Below are 18,044 nucleotides of genomic sequence, written 5' to 3' on the forward strand. Positions count from 1 at the left end.
AAAAATACCAAACTGAAAGATATTTTGATTTAAAGAAATTTTTAAAAATTTTTAAGAAAATTATCAAAAGACTTTCAGAGTTATTGTACTTATAGTGTCATTTTGACATTTTTAAAATGACAAATTTTCAAATTTTTTCCGATTGGCTATTAAACTAAATGTTTTTAGTTGGCAACGGCTTTTTTGAATACCTCTGTTCCACCAACAACTGGAATTTCAATTGTGGTTTCATCAAGATCAATTGTTAAAATTGTTCCCGGTTTTGGCAATAAAGTGAATTTATTGTCACTCGAAAAAATCATTAGTCCAATTTGCTGCCCCGCAGGAATTATTTGATCGTCCGGCTGTAAGTCAAAAGAAAGTTCATAAAATGTACCGGGTTGTAAAGGCTCACTTTCCGAAATGGATTTATAATTCTGAGGGTCTGCCCAACCGCGAGTGATAATATTGTCGGTTATTTTTGCATCTGGCGCATTGTTCCACGGCAAAGAAACCATCCAAACCGAAAGGCTAGCCGCTGGTTTGCTGCTGGCCAATTTTATATTCAATTTTGAAAGGCCCGAAAGATGTAAATCTTCCTTTAAAACTGGTGTTACAAATAGTAATCTGTGAATAGAATTTGCAAGTTGTGCGAGTGAATCTCCCGAAAAATGATAGTCATCAACCAAAGTTCGCGTGCCTTGCTTTTTAGTTTTTTCAACCGTTAAGATTCCTTCATTTTTTGAAGTTGCTATTAAATTAAGCATAACTTTTTCAGCATCCGGATTTGGATAATTGGCGTAGGGGATAGGATTGTTATTATCGTCATCTTCGCGAACAATCCAAGCTTTTGGGCCGTTTTCTATATCGTTGTCAATTCCGAATAAGTATTTTGTAAACCATTTATTCATCATCGGTAGCGGTGGCGGTCCCCCGTGCCCTTTTTGATGATAGTAAATTTTTACTGGAAGCCCCATTTCTTCGGCTTTTTTATAAATTCTAAAACTGTGTTCAGGCATTACGTTCCAGTCGTTAAAACCGTGCGCCATAAACAATGCGGCGGTCATCGGTTCCATATCGTTTAAATAATCGCGACCAGCCCAAAATTCATTGTAATCGCCGGTTTTACGGTCAATGCCTTTTATTATTTCGTCATCACGATATTTAGCGTTGTTGTGGGCACGTTTAGATTCGTCGCCACTATGAATAAAATCGTAAAGAACATCCACATCCTCCCCCAAATATCCTCCGGGGGAACGCACCAATCCGTTGGAGCGGTAATAGTGATAATACGAAGTATTTGGCGCAATCGGGATAATTGCCTCGAGCCCTTCAACGCCTGTAGTTGCAGCTGCTAAGGGAATTGTACCATTATACGAAGTTCCCGTCATACCTACTTTTCCAGTGGCCCAATAAGCCTTTACCTCTTCGTTTCCGGTGGGAGTTGTATAGCCTTTTGCGCGGCCGTTTAGCCAATCAATTACTGCCTTTGGAGCTAGCGATTCGTTATCCCCGCCCACGGTTGGTGAGCCTTGCGAAAGTCCCGTTCCAGGCGAAGAGGAATGCACAACAATAAAACCGCGCGGCACCCAAGTATGTATTTGAGAGTTTGAAATTATGGGTCGCTCCCCGCGTCTTGTAACAGATGGATGCACTATTGGATCGCTTACATCGCCCAATTCCTGGTATACGTTATAAAATGCTCCTTCGGTTTCTGGCGCCACTCCGGCAAAATATGGGCTTGATTCATAAATAACAGGCAGTTTTAAACCGTCGGTTTCGGTTTGTATTGGCCTTGTAACGTCAACGTGCATACGGTCTGGTTTCCCATCGCCATCGGTATCAAAAGTAGTTTCCACCCATAAATCGGTACGAATCCAATCTGCTTGATTTTCAAAAGCTGGAACAATTTGTGCTTCGCCATCTTTAAACCACGGTTCGGCTTTTTCTTGGGCTATTGATAAAATAGTAAATAGAAAAGCTGCAAATAATAGAAAGTAAGTTTTCATAATATTTAGAATATAGTATCTAAAAAGAATTCTTTAAAGTTACGAATCTTCCTGAAAGCATAATAGCTTTCAATAATACAATTTTAATCCTCAAAAGCCAGTTTCACCATCATGGGTTTGTCGTTGCTTTCTGCTTGCACCAAAATATCAGATTTGTTTAACATAACCCCAAATCGAAGTCCGAGGTGTGCGTTGTAAATATCTGGATACAAAATTTTCTCATATCTAAATGCCCCAGTTTCGTACATTTTTAGAAGATATAAACGCGGTCCTTCCTTAAACTCTACTTCATTATTTTTCAAAATTTTTAAATCGGAAGCCGCGTTCACAAAATAATAAGAAACATTGTTTTTTGTAGTGGAAGCATAGGATAGAAAAGGAATATTATCCAACGACCAAGCGCTTTGTTTTTTATTGATGTTTTTTGTCCACATTAATTCGCCTTTGCTGCTCAGCCTGCTACTTAAAATGTCTTTATAGATTCTATTTGCATTTACATAATCGCCAGATCCATCCATCCAAAATTCTTCAGCATTTATAATAATGTCGCCATTTTCTAGCATAAATGTGCTTCTGTAAGAGAGGAACGATTTTAATTTTTCTTTCACTTTTCCATATTTTTCCACCATAAATTCTTCCGAAAAAGGTTGAAAGGATTCTGTGGATGTAGCTAATGTTTTTGGGTTCAAATTAAATCGCACCACGCCACTATAGCCCATATAATTATCAAAAAAACCTGTGGTTGACGGGTCTGTGTAAAGCCCCACTGCGGCAAGCTTATCCGCATTATTTACCAATTGGAGCGAACGAATAATATTGGTGCTCATTATGGAAATTGGCTGTTGTTTTTTAGAAACTTTATCTGCTGAAAAAAGGATAAAATAATAATTTGGAGCGTTTTTCTTTTCTAAAATTATCTTGTCGTTAAAAACCCGTCCTAAAAAATAAACTGTGCCATCGTTACTCATTACCATATTGAAATATTGTAATTGCAACGATTTATTAGCCATTTCTTTAAGTGAAATTAAACTTTCAAATTCGTATTCATATAGCTTTTCAAAATTTTTATTAAAAGCAATAACCAACAATGCACTGCCCTTTTTAGTTTTGGTGAATAGATTTAGTGCAATAAATTCTCCATTTTCAGATTCTACAATATCGCCGAAGATATAATTATGATGCAGATTGTATTCTGGCTCGCTTCTAATCCCAAAATGATCGTATTTGTTTAGGCGGCTCCTGTCTAAAGCATAGATTTCATTTTCACTAAAATTGAAATTTTCTTTTGAAGAAGTTAAGGTAGCAAAGGCATATTCTTTCGCTTTATAATTATACTGAAATTGTAGCAAAACCACCGAATCTTCGGTTAAAAACAGACCTTTTATTTCGTTGCGATTTACGTCAACAGTAGTTCTTTTAAGCAATTTTAAACCTTTGCTGTAATGTTCAATATAATATCCCTTTGGGTTTGAAACGCTTGAATAATAATTTCGAACCGTAAAAATATCGCCGTTGGTATCTTCCTTGGCAAAAAGTAGCGTTGTTTTAAATTTTTCATCTTTAAAAATTTCACTTGCTGTAATTTTAAGCGAATCTGTTTGTGCATAACTTATTGCACTTAGTAATAGAAAAATAGATAAAAGGATAGCTTTCATAATTTATGAATAATTGTGTAAATACTATTTAAAAAAATGGCCCTTCGTTTTAAAGAAAGGCCAAGGAAATTGCGTTGTAAAAAGTATGGTTTTTTCTACCTCAAAAATACGAGTTACACTTGTGGCCTACATTATATTTAGTTTCAAAAATTGTTTTTTAGATTTTTTTCTTCCTATAAAAACCAATTCACTGCCGTCTATAGCAGTGTGAATGCCTTGTTTTACGAAATAGGAAACATCGGAATCATCGGCGTCTACAACGTTTTTAAAGGTGTAATTTCCGTTATTATCAATTTTTATGGCGTACAAATTGGCTTTCTTCATATTGCCTTGTTTAAACTCAATACGGTCGTTGCTAATCTTCCTAATTTTATCGGAACAATTTATAAAAAGGTAGGTGTCATCACCAATTACAGATGAAGAAAATGATAAATATTCTATTACTGCTCCGGCGGTAGATTGGTTTTTATTTATATTCCGAGCCCACAATAATTCGCCATCGCGACTCATTTTCACAGATACAATATCGTTAAAATGATAGGTGGTAGTTGTGCTCATCCCACCATTCATACTAGATCGTGTGTGGGTTACGGTGTAAAATTCTTCGGCGTTTAGAACAATGTCTTCCTTTTCGTTTATAAAAGCACTTCTAAAACTGAGGTTTTTTAATTCTTTATCTTTTACTTTTCCGTACTTATCTTTAATAAACTCTTCAGAAAATGGCATATAGCTTTGCTTGGTAATTGCAAGCGTTTCTGGATCTAAATTAAAGCGGCAAACGCCTTTGTAACGAAAATCATTTTTTTCAGAATAGAAACCTGCACAGCTAATTTTATTTTTGCCGCGCACGGTAAACAGTGAGCCTATAAAGTTTTCGTCTGGCGAAAAACTTACGCTTTTCTCGGTAGATGCTGTAATTTTATGAAGCTCGTAATTGTAATTTGCCTTGCCTTTCTTTTTGGTTCTGGTTGAATTATTTTCGAATACTTTTCCGAGCAGATAAATCTCACCCGTTTCATCGTCAACGTCAATGTTTTCGTACTGAAATAACCTGTCTTGAATGTTTCTTTTAAACTCTCTTTCAAAAACAGGTTTAAAATCTTTGTCGAAAACATACAATCGCTGCGTTTGCGCTTCTTTGTCCTTAATATCGAAATTTACACAAAAGAAGTTCTTTTTAGCCGAAAAAGTAACTTCACCAAAGGGATTGGAATCCATTTGATTAAAACCATTGGTCATAAAGAAGGGACCTATGCCCACACCGAAAAATTTCTTTATTTCCTCCTCATCGAGTGAAAAAAGCGTTCGTTTTTCAAAATTTAATTTGCTGAGTGAGCTTTCAAGAATGTTGAAATTAAAAACGTCTGCTTTTGTGTCCAGTGCAGATTCTAGTAAAAATACAGTTCCGTTGTTAATCATTAAGCCTTTTATCTGGCTTTTGTCTATTTCAATTTCAGCTTCGTTAATCTGATTTAGTTTGGCGTCGTAATGATCTATATAGTAGCCTTTTGGCATTTGCAGCAAGCCGCTTCTGTATTCGCGAACGGTTATAAAGCCGCCATTTCCATCACTTTCAGAAAAAAGTAATGATGTGTTTTTCTTGTCGTCTTTAAAAACTTCGCTAGTAGTAGATTTTACTGAAATATCTTGGGCGAACGTAACATATGAGCCTATTAAAAATAGGAGAAGTATTATTTTTTTCATCTATAATAAGATTTGGGTTTAACGGTTGCCAAAGTACAAAACCAAATCAAATTACCGACAATAAAATATTATTTTCCCGGAAAATTTGCCTTTCTTTTTTGAAGAAAAGCTTGGGTGCCTTCTTTAAAATCCTCAGTGCCAAAGCAATTGCCAAATTCTTCAATTTCTACTTTAAAGCCATTTTCGCCATCTTCGTAGTTTGCGTTTATGGCGTTAATTGCCGATGCGATTGCAACGGAGGAATTTTTCATAATTTTTCCAGCAATTTTTTCCGTGAATTCCAATAATTCTTCTGAAGTGGTTACGTGGTTTACCAAACCGTATTGAAGCGCTTGATTTGCATCGATCATTCCGGCGGTCATAATCATTTCCATCGCACGGCCTTTGCCTACCAATTGTGGTAAACGCTGCGTGCCTCCGTAACCTGGAATTACCCCCAAAGATACTTCGGGAAGCCCCATTTTTGCGTTGTCGGACGCAATTCTGAAATGGGCCGCCATTGCCAACTCTAGACCACCGCCCAAGGCAAAACCGTTGATGGCAGCTATTACGGGTGTAGATAGATTTGCCACAAAATCGAACAATAGTTCCTGACCTTTTGCAGCAAGTTTTGCACCTTCTTTAACCGAAAAGTTTGCAAACTCGCTAATATCTGCACCTGCAACGAAGGCTTTTTCACCGCTACCGGTTACAATAATAACCTTTGTTTTTGATGAAGCATCGGCTTCGTCAAAGGCATTGTGCAATTCTTGAATGGTTTCGCGGTTTAAAGCGTTTAATTTAGACGGGCGATTAATTGTAATGGTTGTAATGCCGTTGCTGGTTTCAGAAAGTATATTGTTGTATTTCATTTCTATTTTTTTTAAATAGTCAAATTTTTTTTACCACGAGCTAACGAATAATTATGTTAAAATTCGTGCATTCGCAGTCATCTCACAAAGCTACTAAAATCCTAAATCATTGCGGGAAATGAAACTTTAAAAGTGGTTTTTTCTTGGGTAGATACCAACGTTATTGTGCCGCCGTAAGTTTCAACTATATTTTTTACCATTCCTAAACCTAGGCCCATTCCGCTGGTTTTGGTTGTAAATTGTGGTTCAAAAATGCAACTTCTATTTTCTTCGGGCACGCCAATTCCGTTGTCTGAAACTGAAATATTTACAAAAGTATTTTCCATTTTTACCACAACATCAATTCGTGGATTTTCGGGTTTTTCTTGTTCTACAGATTGAATGCTGTTTTTAACCAAATTGGTAACTACTCTAATGAGTTGTGTTCTATCAAAACGCGCTCGTATTTCATCTTCATCTGAAAAGAAATAGATATAATCTTCATTAAAAATATCTAAGGCAAGCTTGCTTATTTTAACAACATTTAGTGTTTCATCTTGTTGGGCAGGCATTTTTGCGTAGGTAGAGAAGGCCGATGCAATGGAGCTTAACGTATCTATTTGCTGAAGTAAAGTATTGGTGTATTCGGCCATTTTGGTGTCGAAATCGGGGTCGTTACAATCAAATTTTCGTTGAAAACTTTGTACGGTAAGCCGCATGGGTGTTAACGGGTTTTTAATTTCGTGCGCAACTTGTTTTGCCATTTCGCGCCAAGCAGTCTCCCGTTCGCTGGCGGCAAGTTGTGCGGCACTTTTTTCCAGCTCGTCTATCATTTGGTTGTAACTGTTTATAAGTACGGCAATTTCTTGGGGTGTATCGCTAATATGAATTTTTTTATTGCGGGTGTCAAAACGGGTTTCAGATAATTTGTCGCTAATTTCCTTTAGGGATCGGGTAATATATTTAGAAAGAAAATAGGCCATTATAGTTGCCACTAGCAACATAAAAAAATAGGCTACCCCAAGCCTATAAAGATATTCGGTGAGTTCTTTGGTTATAAAACCGTCGTCTTCAATATAGGGCAGATTAAGTATTGCCAGCGGTTTAAAATAACTATCGGTAATGTAGGTGTAAGAGGATTGATACTTTTGGCCGCCTTCTTCAAACTCTTTTATATAGCTTTTGGTTGGCGAATTTTGAAGCGCATTCAGCGCTTTTTCATTCATCTTGGGTAAAACGGTATCCTTAAAAAATGAAGGTTTTGACGATTTTAAAAGATTGCCATTTAGATCGTAAAGAAAAATCTCGAGGCTGTGAATGTCTTTAATTTCGTAAATTTTCTCTTTAAAAATTAGCGGAATTTGTGCGGTTTCTACGGGATAAGTAGTGGTTTTTAAAATGTAATTAATGTTCTCCCTGATTGCGGCTTCTTTTCGTAAAAGTCTGTCGCGATGATAATCCTGCGCTTCTTCTTTATATTGAAAAACGGTAACAATAGCAATTAGTACAGAGGCTCCCAAAACCAATAGGAACAAGGAAAGAAAAATACGCGTGCGAAGTGATTTTCTGTAAAAGTACATTTACATTATTTTGAAGATAGAAAGATAGCAATAATCGAACCTAAAAGGAAAATTTCAAAAAAAAATCATTCTGTGCTCAATTGTGAAGTTGAATATCAAAATTTAAATATCAATTGTTTTTCTCTCTAATTCTTTTGTAAATTTTATATCCGATCATTAACATAATTGCAAAAACGAAAATACCCACGGTGCCATAAATCCAGTTAACGGCACTTTTTAATATAACCAGAAATACCACGGCAAATAAAATGAGAGTGGGCACTTCGTTAAAGAGGCGCATATAATTGGACGAGTATTTAACCTCGCCTTTTTGAAGTTGTTTAAATATTTGGTGGCATTTAAATTGATAAATTATTAAAGCCACTACAAAAGCCAGTTTTACCTGCATCCAAGCGTCGCTCACAAAAAATAAACGCATTCCGAGTAACCAAAACCCGAATACCAATGCCAAAACCATACTGGGCCATGTAATAATATTCCATAGCCGCGAAGCCATTATTTTTAGTTGTTCGCCCAAAATTTCCTTGTCGGGCGATGGTTTTTGTGAAGCTTCAATTTGATAAACAAATAAACGCACAATATAAAAAAGTCCCGCAAACCAGGTAATTACAAATATTAAGTGCAGCGATTTTATGTAGGGGTAATATTGTTCCATTAATAGCTCAGTTTCGTAAAAACTTGGCCGTAAAGATACCTAATTAATCAACTAATAGTAGTGACGAATTATTTATCGAGAATCAATTTTTGATGAATTTTTTTGTAATATTTCCTTCGGAAGATTGAATGGTAATAAAGTACATTCCTGCATTAAAGTTGGAAACATCTATTTCTTTTGAATTATTGTTTACCGAATTCATTACAATTCTTCCGTTAATATCTGTTATTGAAACAGATTCAAAATTGTGAATAGCGGAATGGATAATTAATTTATTCTGTGCCGGATTTGGAAAAACAAGTAAGTCCTTAATAGATTTATTGTCTGATATGTTGAGCGCAGGAAAGTTTTTATATACTTGGTATCCAGGAAAACTAAAATATTGCAGTACGATCATTTTTTCAGTCCCAGGTAGATCTATGAAATAAATATCGGCCACATCTTCATTAAGGAAAGGAATGAAAAAGTGTGTTTCCATGGCCTCAAAATCTCCACAATTTTCAGTTTCACGAACAATATTCCGAGGAATAAACATCTCATTAACACCTATAGGACCAGGTTCTATATATTCATAATTTCCGGAATAATTGTTACAAAAAGAAGTTCCGTGAAGCGTAAAGTCACTTTCTGTAATTAAGGTTGGGCCTTCAGTTAATCCTAATGTATTTATGAAAACTTCTTCATCACTGAATGAAAAACTGTGCAAATACCAGTTGTCAACAAAATATTCTGGTGGTTGGGCAACTGCAATTTGAGTGGTAAAAAGGATTAAAAAAAGAAACAGCAGTTTTTTCATAACTTAATTTTTAATAAATTTCTTCGTAGTATTTCCTTCGGAAGAAGTGATATTCAAAAAATACATACCAGCTTTTAATGCTGAAACATCTATTTCATTTGAAATCATATTTTTAAATGAAACAATTATTCTGCCGTTAATATCTGTAATGGAAACTGAATCGAAGTCACTAATAATGGATTGTATAAATAATTTGTTTTGGGCTGGATTAGGGAAGAGCTTCAAATCAGAAAAGTTATTTTCAGAAGTGGAGAGTAATATGTTGGTAAAATGGGAGAGAAAGCCTGGGGCATATTCCCATGAAAGATAATCATTTCCGTCATTTCCTTCATAAACACTGGTGTCTAATAACATTCTACCTTGAATTTCATACAAAGCGTATTCTGCTTCACCCGGCTGGCAATTGCTTTCGTCATTTATATAATTCTGTGGCTGTAATTGAAATAAATAAATATCGCCACTTCCTAAAATAAAATCGCCACTAATTGTTGCGCAGCTTTCAATGCCAGTATATGTAAAATCTGGATTTATAGTTATTTGTGGTGGATTGGGTCCGTTATAAAAAATGGGATCGCCCATATCTACTTCTTGCATAAAGAGATACCAAGTTTGAAACAACATGGGATTGGCTATGGGCGCAGGTTCTGTGCTATAATATGCAGTATTGTAATTTGCATCTCTCAGCCTTAAAAATTTAAAACCGTTGTTTTCAGAATAGAAAAAGGTGAATGTTTTAGTCTCGAGATTCAGATTTGTTAAGACATCATAAAAATATAAATCTTCATAATAGCAATTAGGTTCTATACAATCGTGTAGCGTAACACCATAATTATTGAGCGTCATTGAATTTCCGTTGAAACTTGTCGCTGCATTCATTGTGTTTAAAATGCCGTCAGCATCCAAAACGTAATCCCCTGCAACTTCGTAAATAGTTAAATTAGGATTTTCGCCATTAGGGGTTAGATACGTATTTCCAATGTATAAGGATTTTAAGCGAAAAGTTTCGTTCAGCATTCCAGCGGGCTGCGCAAATGATGACAACATTGAAATACCAAATACAAGAAGTAGTAGTTTTTTCATAACCGAGGAATTAGTATTTTAAAGATACTAAAAAATCGACCTAGTCCGTAAGCGTTTTCCGGATTTCCCGATTCAAAAAATAACCCGTTACAATAGTAGAGAGCACATCGGCCGCGGGAAAGGAAATCCAAACCCCAAGTTCGCCAAAATAATGGGGCAGTATAAAAATAAGTGGAATAAAGAAAAACCCTTGCCGTGTTAAAGTTAGAAGCAGGGCCGGAACAGCCTTCCCAATTGCTTGAAAGTATGCGGAGCCAATAAGTTGGATTGCAATTATAGGTGTTGCGGCAAAAACCCAACGCATATATTCAGGGGTTTTTGAAAGTATATCTATATCATTTGTAAATACTGAAACAATAGCTTCAGGGAAAATTATTATAACGGTAAATATAACGAGGCCCAAGCCGCCAGCATAAAGTATTGCTTTGTTAATACTTTCGCGTACGCGTGTAAATTGATGTGCTCCATAATTATACCCAGCTATGGGTAAAAAACCTTGTGTAACCCCAAGGATAGGGAAGAGTGCAAACATTAACATGCGGGCAATAATACCATAGGAAGCAACGGAGGATTCGCCGCCAATGTCGAACAAAATATTGTTCATTAAAAGATAGGTTATGCTCACCACAGCCTGTCGAGAAAGCGTAACAAATCCAAGTGCAGACATTTCCTTTAAAATAGGCAGATCTAAACCAAAGTGCGGCATACTTATTTGTAGTTCCGATTTATCGCTTAAAAAGAAATAAAGCACATACAAAAAACATAAACCGTACGAAATGGTGGTTGCCCAAGCGGCACCAGCCATTCCCATATCTAAATGATAAATTAAAATGTAATCTAAGATCAGATTCCCCACCGACGGAATTATCATCGCAATCATTGCAAACTTCGGTTTTCCTTCAGCGCGGATTACATTATTGCCCATCATACATAACGCCAAAAGTGGCACTCCGTAGAGCACAATGCGGTAATAGATTTTGGCAGGTTCAAAAATAGCCCCTTTACCACCGAAGGCCGGAATAAGTTCATTTATAAAAATTAATCCGAAAACTACCATTGCGGTAGTAAGTAACAGCGTTAGGGTAATTTGATTGCCGAAGGTTTTTAATGCGCGCTCTTTATTTCCGCTTCCAAGAGCACGCGAAATTATAGATGAACCGCCAATTCCAATGGCCATTCCCAAGGCAGCGATAAAAAATGAAACAGGCAGAACCACATTAATTGCAGCTATAGCGATGGAACCAATCCAATTTCCTACAAAAATGGTGTCGACTAAAATATTCAGCGACATCACTAGAATTCCAATAGAGGCAGGAACCGCTTGTTTAATTAATAAACTTCCAATGGGTTCTGTGCCTAAAGCGGCAGATTTATTGTTCATTTCTTTTAGTTCCTTTAATCTGAAAGGGGCTTAGGCAATCGCAGTTTTTGTATCAACTATACGCCATTGATCAATCCAGCCCGTTAGCACTTCGGCCCAATCGTCGCGGTCGTTCAAGCATGGAATTACCGTGAATTCCTTTCCGCCTGCTTCGTGAAAAATTTCTTCACCTTCCATGGCTATTTCTTCCAAAGTTTCAAGACAATCGCTTACAAATGCCGGGGTTACAATGGCTATTTTTTTTATGCCTTCAAGGCCTAAACGCTCAATGGTCCTATCGGTTGGCGGTTTTAACCACGGGTCAAAACCCAAGCGCGATTGAAAGGCATTGGAGTAGGTGCCCGGTTTTAAATTTAATTTTGCAGCAACTAATTCGGTGGTTTTAAAACATTGGTGACGGTAGCAAAATTGGTGTGCTGGTGACTCGGTTACGCAGCAGCTGCCATCAATTTTACAGTGGCTTTTTGTAATATCGCGCTTATAAATATGTCTTTCCGGAACCCCGTGATAGCTAAATATTAGATGCTCATAATCTAAACCTTCCAGCTTTTCTGCCATGCTCTTTGCGAGTACTTCAATATATTCGGGTTTATTGTAAAATGCGGGGAGGGAAGTAATTTTTAATTGTGGAAAAAATTCATTTTTAAGTTCTTCCACCTTCACGTCAATGGTTTCTGTAGTTGCCATTGCAAATTGCGGATAAAGCGGAATTGTTAATACTTCATCTACGCCTTGATCTACCAATTCTTGTAATCCTTTTTTAAGTGTCATACTACCGTAGCGCATTGCCAAGGCCACCGGAACCGTAGTTTTGTTTTGTATTTTTTTCTGAAGTCTTTCAGAAAGCACTATTAATGGCGAACCCTCGTCCCACCAAATTTTTTGATAGGCTTCGGCAGATTTTTTTGGTCGCGTATTTAAAATAATTCCACGAACGATAAAGGAACGCAACCAAAAGGGCACGTCTATGACCCGAGGATCCATTAAAAATTCGTCTAAATATTTTTTAACATCTTTTGGATCGGTGCTGTCTGGCGAGCCGAGATTTACAAGGAGAACTCCCTTCATAGGAAAAAATTTTAGGCAAAATTACGTTTTTAAAACGCAATGCTCAAAGGTGATGACACTTTAAAATAATAGTGCTATTTTAATTAATTATACATTCAATCCCATTAAAAACTTTTTTGGCGTTGTGCCAAATTTCTTTTTAAAAGCTGCAATAAAGTGGCTGGAGGCACTATATCCCACTTTTAGTCCAACTTCATTTACATTGTGCGAACCCGTGGCTAAAAGTTGGCGTGCAACCTCCATTTTATAATCGAATAAAAAACTGAAAACCGAATCGCCATAAATTTGCTTAAAACCTTCTTTTAATTTGTTTAAGGGCAAATTTATCTCGTCTGCCAATTGCTGCAAAGTTGGGGGTTCGGTCATTCGGGCAATTATAATTTGTTTCGCTTTTTTTATTTTAGAAACATTGTCTTCGTCTGCTAAAAAGGGACATTGCTCTACATCGGCATCTACAGGCCTATTAAAATAGAGGCTTAGCAGTTCGTAGGCTTTTGCTTTAAAATAAAGCGGTTTAATGGTAGGATGCAAATTATAATTCATCAATTGGTTTAACACAATGGCCATCGATGGCGAAATTTGTGCGTCCTTATAGTATTTTCGATCTTTATTTTCATCGCTTAAAAAGGTAATATAGTTTGCTTCCGTAGAAAAAAGACTGTGAAATTTATTTATGGGAAGCAGTACAGAAAGCACCCACGAATTTATATTGAGCGTTAAATCTAGTGGCAAATCCCGCTGCGGATTGTACAGCAATAACGAATTTCCTTCCTGAATTGGCAACTTGTAATTTCCTTCATTAAAAATAAACGACGCCGTACCTTTTATACAAAAATGAAACTGTATAAAATTAGAGCTTACTTCGCGTTTAAAAGTTTGATTTTCATCACTTTCGTTGTTAAACTTTAAGATAAGGAACCCTGGTTCAATTGTAGTTTCTCTGTAGAAACCTTGAGCGACATTTTTTTGTAAATCCATCTCGTTTTTAAATTAATTCTATTTAGAACTGTTCTAAATAAAGCGCTATTAATTTGGTTTGGAAACCGCGAATTTAGGGCTAAAGTATGATAAAAGTCATTTTTTAAATATTTTTAACAGACATCGACATAAAAGATACCGCTGGCGTTACTTTTTAAAAAACAATGCACTTACATTTGCTCTGTTTTATATGAAATGGCTTCGAATAAATTTTAAACCAACCAAAAGAAAATATTTTAATTACATTATTTCTTTTCGGCGTTGCGAAAAAGCCTTCCAAATTTCACAAATATAATCCATGAATGAAAACTAATTTGAAAACATATTCTGGAGAAGCACTCGAAGGTAATTTTTATACCATCGGGTTAAACTACAAAAAAGCAGATGCCGAGATACGTGGTCATTTTAGCATTGACGATACCGCAAAGGAAAAAATATTAGAGCAGGGCAAGGCAGACGGAATTCCTTCACTTACCGTTATCTCTACCTGTAATCGCACCGAACTTTACGGTTTTGCCCAGCATCCGTATCAGCTTATAAAACTGCTCTGCCAGTATACCAACGGCACGGTCGAGGAATTTGAAAAAGTGGCGTACATTTATAAAAACCGCGATGCCGTTTCACATCTTTTTACCGTGGGAACCGGACTAGACAGTCAGATTTTAGGCGATTTTGAAATTATAAGTCAATTGCGAAATGCCTTCCGCGAGTCTAAAAAGCGCGACATGATTAATCCGTTTATGGAGCGTCTTGCCAATGCCGTTATTCAGGCCAGCAAACGTATAAAAAATGAAACAGGTATTTCTTCGGGTGCCACTTCTGTCAGTTTTGCCGCGGTACAATATATTATGGCCCATGTGCCGCAAATTTCAGAAAAAAACATTCTCCTTTTCGGAACTGGAAAAATAGGCAGAAATACCTGCGAAAACTTAATTAAACATACCAAAAACGATCATATAACGCTTGTTAATCGAACAAAGGAAAAGGCGGAAAAGGTTGCTGGAAAATTTAATTTAGTTGTAAAAGACTACGCCGATATTCAAAGCGAAATTGCCCAGGCAGATGTGCTTATTGTCGCCACCGGGGCACAGCAACCCACTATTTCGCAGGAACTTTTGTACCTAAATAGACCGTTGCTAATTTTAGACCTTTCAATTCCTAAAAACGTTTCGGATGATGTTTTGGAAAATGAATTGGTAACCCTGGTGCACATGGATCAGCTTTCGGCGCTCACCGATCATACGTTGGAGCAACGTGCGGCGCAACTTCCGCTCGCTAAAAAAATTATTGCCGAAATAGAAAAGGAATTCAACAAATGGGCGGATCATAGAAAATATGCGCCAACCATTAATGCTTTAAAAAATAAGTTGATTGAAATTAAAGCCGGCGAATTAGATTATCAAAGTAAAAAAATTGATGGTTTTAACCAAGAGCAGGCCGAGATAATCAGCAACCGCCTTATTCAAAAAATCACTACACATTTCGCCAACCATCTAAAGGGCGAAGAAGGCTCTGCCGAAAGTATTGAACTTATTAGAAGGGTCTTCCAACTTGAAACTGCCTAACCTTGAAAAAAACAATCCGAATTGGTACGCGCGACAGTGAACTTGCACTTTGGCAAGCAAACACTGTAAAGTCTAAACTCGAAAATTTAGGTTACACCACTGAGCTTGTTCCCGTAAAATCTACAGGTGATCTTGTTTTAGACAAACCACTTTACGAAATGGGAATCACCGGTATTTTTACAAAAACCTTGGATGTTGCCATGATAAAGGGCAAAGTAGATATTGCCGTACACAGTATGAAAGACGTGCCAACGCAATTGCCATACGGTATCGTGCAAACAGCTGTTTTAGAGCGCGCTTCTTCAGACGATATTTTAGTAACTACAACCAAAATAGATTTTGAAAAACCGTGCACTATCGCAACGGGAAGCCTCCGCCGACAGGCACAATGGCTTAATCGGTACCCACACCACAAAGTTGTAGATATTCGCGGCAATGTTAATACTCGACTTCAAAAATTAAAGGATAGCGATTGGCAAGGTGCGATCTTCGCAAAAGCAGGATTGGAAAGATTGGGTTTTGCCAATGGCGATGCCATTAAAAGTCCGTCCTTTACTGGGGCTGGCGAAGCCTTACACTGGATGCTTCCTGCACCGGCACAGGGTGCAATGGTTGTGGTGGCTTTGGAAAATGATAAATTTTGTACGGAAGCCACGTCAAAATTAAATGATATTCGAGCACAGATTTGTACGCATATTGAACGCGAATTTTTAAGAACTTTAGAAGGCGGCTGCACGGCTCCGATAGGAGCATTTGCCGAAATTATTGGCGATGAAGTGCTTTTTAAAGGTTGCTTATTTTCTTTAAATGGTAAAAATAAACTCGAAATTGAAAAAACCGTTAAAATAACTAATTACCAAGAATTTGGAAAAAAATGTGCTTTGCATATCCTAAATAACGGCGGTACCGAATTAATGGCGCAGATTAAAAAGCAGATCAATAAGTAATTTTTTATATTCAATTTAATGAAAAGCGTTCTTTCAACTAAAAAATTGAGTCTTTCTCAAAGAGAGTTGTTGCTGAATGCATCTGTTTCGTTGGTTGAATATAACGCGATAAAAATTCAATTTGAAGTTTTTGAAATTCCCCCGAAAATTAAAAACGCAATATTTACAAGTCAGAACGGGGTTCATTCCTTTTTTGAGAACAATCGGTCGAGCGAAATTAAAAATTGTTTTTGCGTTGGTGAAAAAACAAAATTACTTCTCGAAAAAAACGGTTTAAAGGTGATTAAAATGACTGAATATGCTGCAGATTTGGCTTCATATTTAGTTGAAAATCATAAAGACGATACCTTTCATTTTTTCTGCGGAAATATTCGAAGTGAAGAAATTCCCTCGAAATTAAAAGAAAATAACGTTTCATTTCAAGAAATAGTGGCTTATAAAACCACGCTAAATCCTATAAAAATTAACAGACAATTTAACGCCGTGCTTTTTTTTAGTCCCAGTGGCGTCCGAAGCTTTTTTTTAGAAAATAAACTCACTAACGGAACGGCGGTTTGTATAGGAACAACAACTGCTTCCGAAGCAAGAGAATATACCGAAAATGTGGTAATTTCAAATACCACGACTGTTGAAAGTGTTATTGCTAAGGCAGCAAAATTATTAATAACGTAATATCCGTTCGATCGCAATCGAGTACTCCTTATAACTCTCAACTGCGCCCGAGACGACAAAAGTATAATTATGATTAAAAACGATTTATTTTTAAAAGCCCTCCGCGGCGAAACCGTGGAAAGACCACCCGTTTGGATGATGCGCCAAGCTGGAAGATACCTGCCCGAATTTCAGGAAATAAAAGCGAAATACGATTTTTTCACTCGCTGCCAAACTCCCGAGCTTGCCAGTGAAATTACCGTACAACCCATCCGCAGATACGGCATGGACGCCGCCATTTTGTTTAGCGATATTTTGGTAATTCCACAAGCCATGAACATTCATGTAGAAATGAAACCCGGAATTGGACCGTGGGTGCCAGAGCCTATCCGTTCGCAAAAGGATTTGGAACGCGTTATTGTTCCAGATATTAACGAAACGCTTGGCTACGTGATGGATGCCATAAAAATGACGAAGGAAAAACTAAACGATGAGGTTCCGTTAATTGGATTTGCTGGGAGTCCGTGGACAATTTTGTGTTATTGCGTGCAAGGGCAAGGCAGTAAAAATTTTGACAAAGCGAAGGAATTTTGTTTTACGCAGCCAGTTGCGGCACACGAATTACTTCAGAAAATTACCGATACAACAATTTTATACCTAAAAGAAAAAGTAAAGGCTGGGGTAAACGCGGTGCAGGTTTTTGACAGTTGGGGAGGCATGCTTTCGCCAACCGATTATCAGGAATTTAGCTGGCAATATATGCAGCAAATAATAGATGCTTTAAAGGATGAAACTCCAGTTATCGCCTTCGGAAAAGGTTGCTGGTTTGCTTTGGATACCATGGCGAAAAGCGGCGCTTCGGCTTTAGGAGTAGATTGGACGTGTTCGCCAAGAAACGCTCGATATTTAACCGGTGGAAATATTACATTACAAGGAAATTTTGATCCAACACGCCTTTTTAGTCCGCCATCGGAAATAAAAAAGATGGTAAAACAAATGATTGATGAATTTGGAAAAGACCGTTACATCGTAAATCTAGGCCACGGAATTCTGCCAAATATTCCACTGGAAAACGCGGGTGCTTTTATTGAAGCTGTAAAGGAATACAAACAAGAATAAATGCTTTGGCAGATTTTTAAAAAGTTAGATTTTAGGCAACTTTTCGG

The 18,044-nt window shown here is 37.0% G+C and carries 15 protein-coding genes; 4 read left to right on the forward strand and 11 right to left on the reverse strand.

The genetic code is table 11. The features are described from left to right. Window positions 1–164: 164 nt before the first annotated feature. The 11 genes from QCQ61_RS05545 to QCQ61_RS05595 all read right to left on the reverse strand — a co-directional run bounded on the left by QCQ61_RS05545 (window position 165) and on the right by QCQ61_RS05595 (window position 13,715). A complete protein-coding gene (locus QCQ61_RS05545) occupies window positions 165–1,988 on the reverse strand; it encodes a Xaa-Pro dipeptidyl-peptidase (RefSeq protein ID WP_279449781.1) in 1,824 nt (607 codons plus the stop codon). A gap of 83 nt (window positions 1,989–2,071) precedes the next feature. Then, window positions 2,072–3,643: a hypothetical protein gene (locus QCQ61_RS05550; protein WP_279449782.1), complete on the reverse strand. Its 1,572-nt coding sequence runs from the start codon at window positions 3,641–3,643 to the stop codon at window positions 2,072–2,074. Window positions 3,644–3,769: 126 nt separating this feature from the next. Then, window positions 3,770–5,347 carry a hypothetical protein gene (locus QCQ61_RS05555; RefSeq protein ID WP_279449783.1) on the reverse strand — a complete coding sequence of 526 codons (1,578 nt, stop codon included), beginning with the start codon at window positions 5,345–5,347 and terminating at the stop codon, window positions 3,770–3,772. A gap of 68 nt (window positions 5,348–5,415) precedes the next feature. Continuing rightward, the gene (locus QCQ61_RS05560) at window positions 5,416–6,198 is read right to left on the reverse strand and encodes an enoyl-CoA hydratase/isomerase family protein (protein ID WP_279449784.1); all 783 of its coding nucleotides are present in this window, start codon (window positions 6,196–6,198) and stop codon (window positions 5,416–5,418) included. 101 nt (window positions 6,199–6,299) lie between these two features. After that, window positions 6,300–7,757: a sensor histidine kinase gene (locus tag QCQ61_RS05565; protein ID WP_279449785.1), complete on the reverse strand. Its 1,458-nt coding sequence runs from the start codon at window positions 7,755–7,757 to the stop codon at window positions 6,300–6,302. A gap of 109 nt (window positions 7,758–7,866) precedes the next feature. After that, the gene (locus tag QCQ61_RS05570; protein ID WP_279449786.1) at window positions 7,867–8,412 is read right to left on the reverse strand and encodes a CopD family protein; all 546 of its coding nucleotides are present in this window, start codon (window positions 8,410–8,412) and stop codon (window positions 7,867–7,869) included. Window positions 8,413–8,494: 82 nt separating this feature from the next. Beyond that, window positions 8,495–9,208: a T9SS type A sorting domain-containing protein gene (locus QCQ61_RS05575; protein WP_279449787.1), complete on the reverse strand. Its 714-nt coding sequence runs from the start codon at window positions 9,206–9,208 to the stop codon at window positions 8,495–8,497. 3 nt (window positions 9,209–9,211) lie between these two features. Beyond that, window positions 9,212–10,288: a T9SS type A sorting domain-containing protein gene (locus QCQ61_RS05580; protein WP_279449788.1), complete on the reverse strand. Its 1,077-nt coding sequence runs from the start codon at window positions 10,286–10,288 to the stop codon at window positions 9,212–9,214. Window positions 10,289–10,328: 40 nt separating this feature from the next. Continuing rightward, complete coding sequence (locus QCQ61_RS05585) at window positions 10,329–11,669, reverse strand: MATE family efflux transporter (RefSeq protein WP_279449789.1); 1,341 nt, start codon at window positions 11,667–11,669, stop codon at window positions 10,329–10,331. Between the two features lie 30 nt (window positions 11,670–11,699). Next, window positions 11,700–12,737, reverse strand: a complete 1,038-nt coding sequence (gene hemH, locus QCQ61_RS05590) for a ferrochelatase (protein ID WP_279449790.1) — start codon at window positions 12,735–12,737, stop codon at window positions 11,700–11,702. A gap of 87 nt (window positions 12,738–12,824) precedes the next feature. Continuing rightward, window positions 12,825–13,715 (reverse strand): AraC family transcriptional regulator, encoded by an 891-nt coding sequence (locus QCQ61_RS05595; RefSeq protein ID WP_279449791.1) that lies wholly within the window; start codon window positions 13,713–13,715, stop codon window positions 12,825–12,827. A 302-nt stretch (window positions 13,716–14,017) separates the two neighbouring features. Between QCQ61_RS05595 and hemA the strand changes: the two genes are divergently transcribed. The 4 genes from hemA to hemE all read left to right on the forward strand — a co-directional run bounded on the left by hemA (window position 14,018) and on the right by hemE (window position 17,997). Further along, window positions 14,018–15,280, forward strand: coding sequence for a glutamyl-tRNA reductase (gene hemA / locus QCQ61_RS05600; RefSeq protein ID WP_279449792.1), 1,263 nt, complete (start codon window positions 14,018–14,020; stop codon window positions 15,278–15,280). A gap of 2 nt (window positions 15,281–15,282) precedes the next feature. Next, window positions 15,283–16,227: a hydroxymethylbilane synthase gene (gene hemC, locus QCQ61_RS05605; RefSeq protein WP_279449793.1), complete on the forward strand. Its 945-nt coding sequence runs from the start codon at window positions 15,283–15,285 to the stop codon at window positions 16,225–16,227. Window positions 16,228–16,245: 18 nt separating this feature from the next. Next, window positions 16,246–16,899 (forward strand): uroporphyrinogen-III synthase, encoded by a 654-nt coding sequence (locus tag QCQ61_RS05610; protein ID WP_279449794.1) that lies wholly within the window; start codon window positions 16,246–16,248, stop codon window positions 16,897–16,899. A 69-nt stretch (window positions 16,900–16,968) separates the two neighbouring features. Then, the gene (hemE, locus tag QCQ61_RS05615) at window positions 16,969–17,997 is read left to right on the forward strand and encodes a uroporphyrinogen decarboxylase (protein ID WP_279449795.1); all 1,029 of its coding nucleotides are present in this window, start codon (window positions 16,969–16,971) and stop codon (window positions 17,995–17,997) included. Window positions 17,998–18,044 lie beyond the last annotated feature (47 nt).

Source organism: Aequorivita marisscotiae (assembly GCF_029814825.1).
Classification (GTDB): Bacteria; Bacteroidota; Bacteroidia; order Flavobacteriales; family Flavobacteriaceae; genus Aequorivita; species Aequorivita marisscotiae.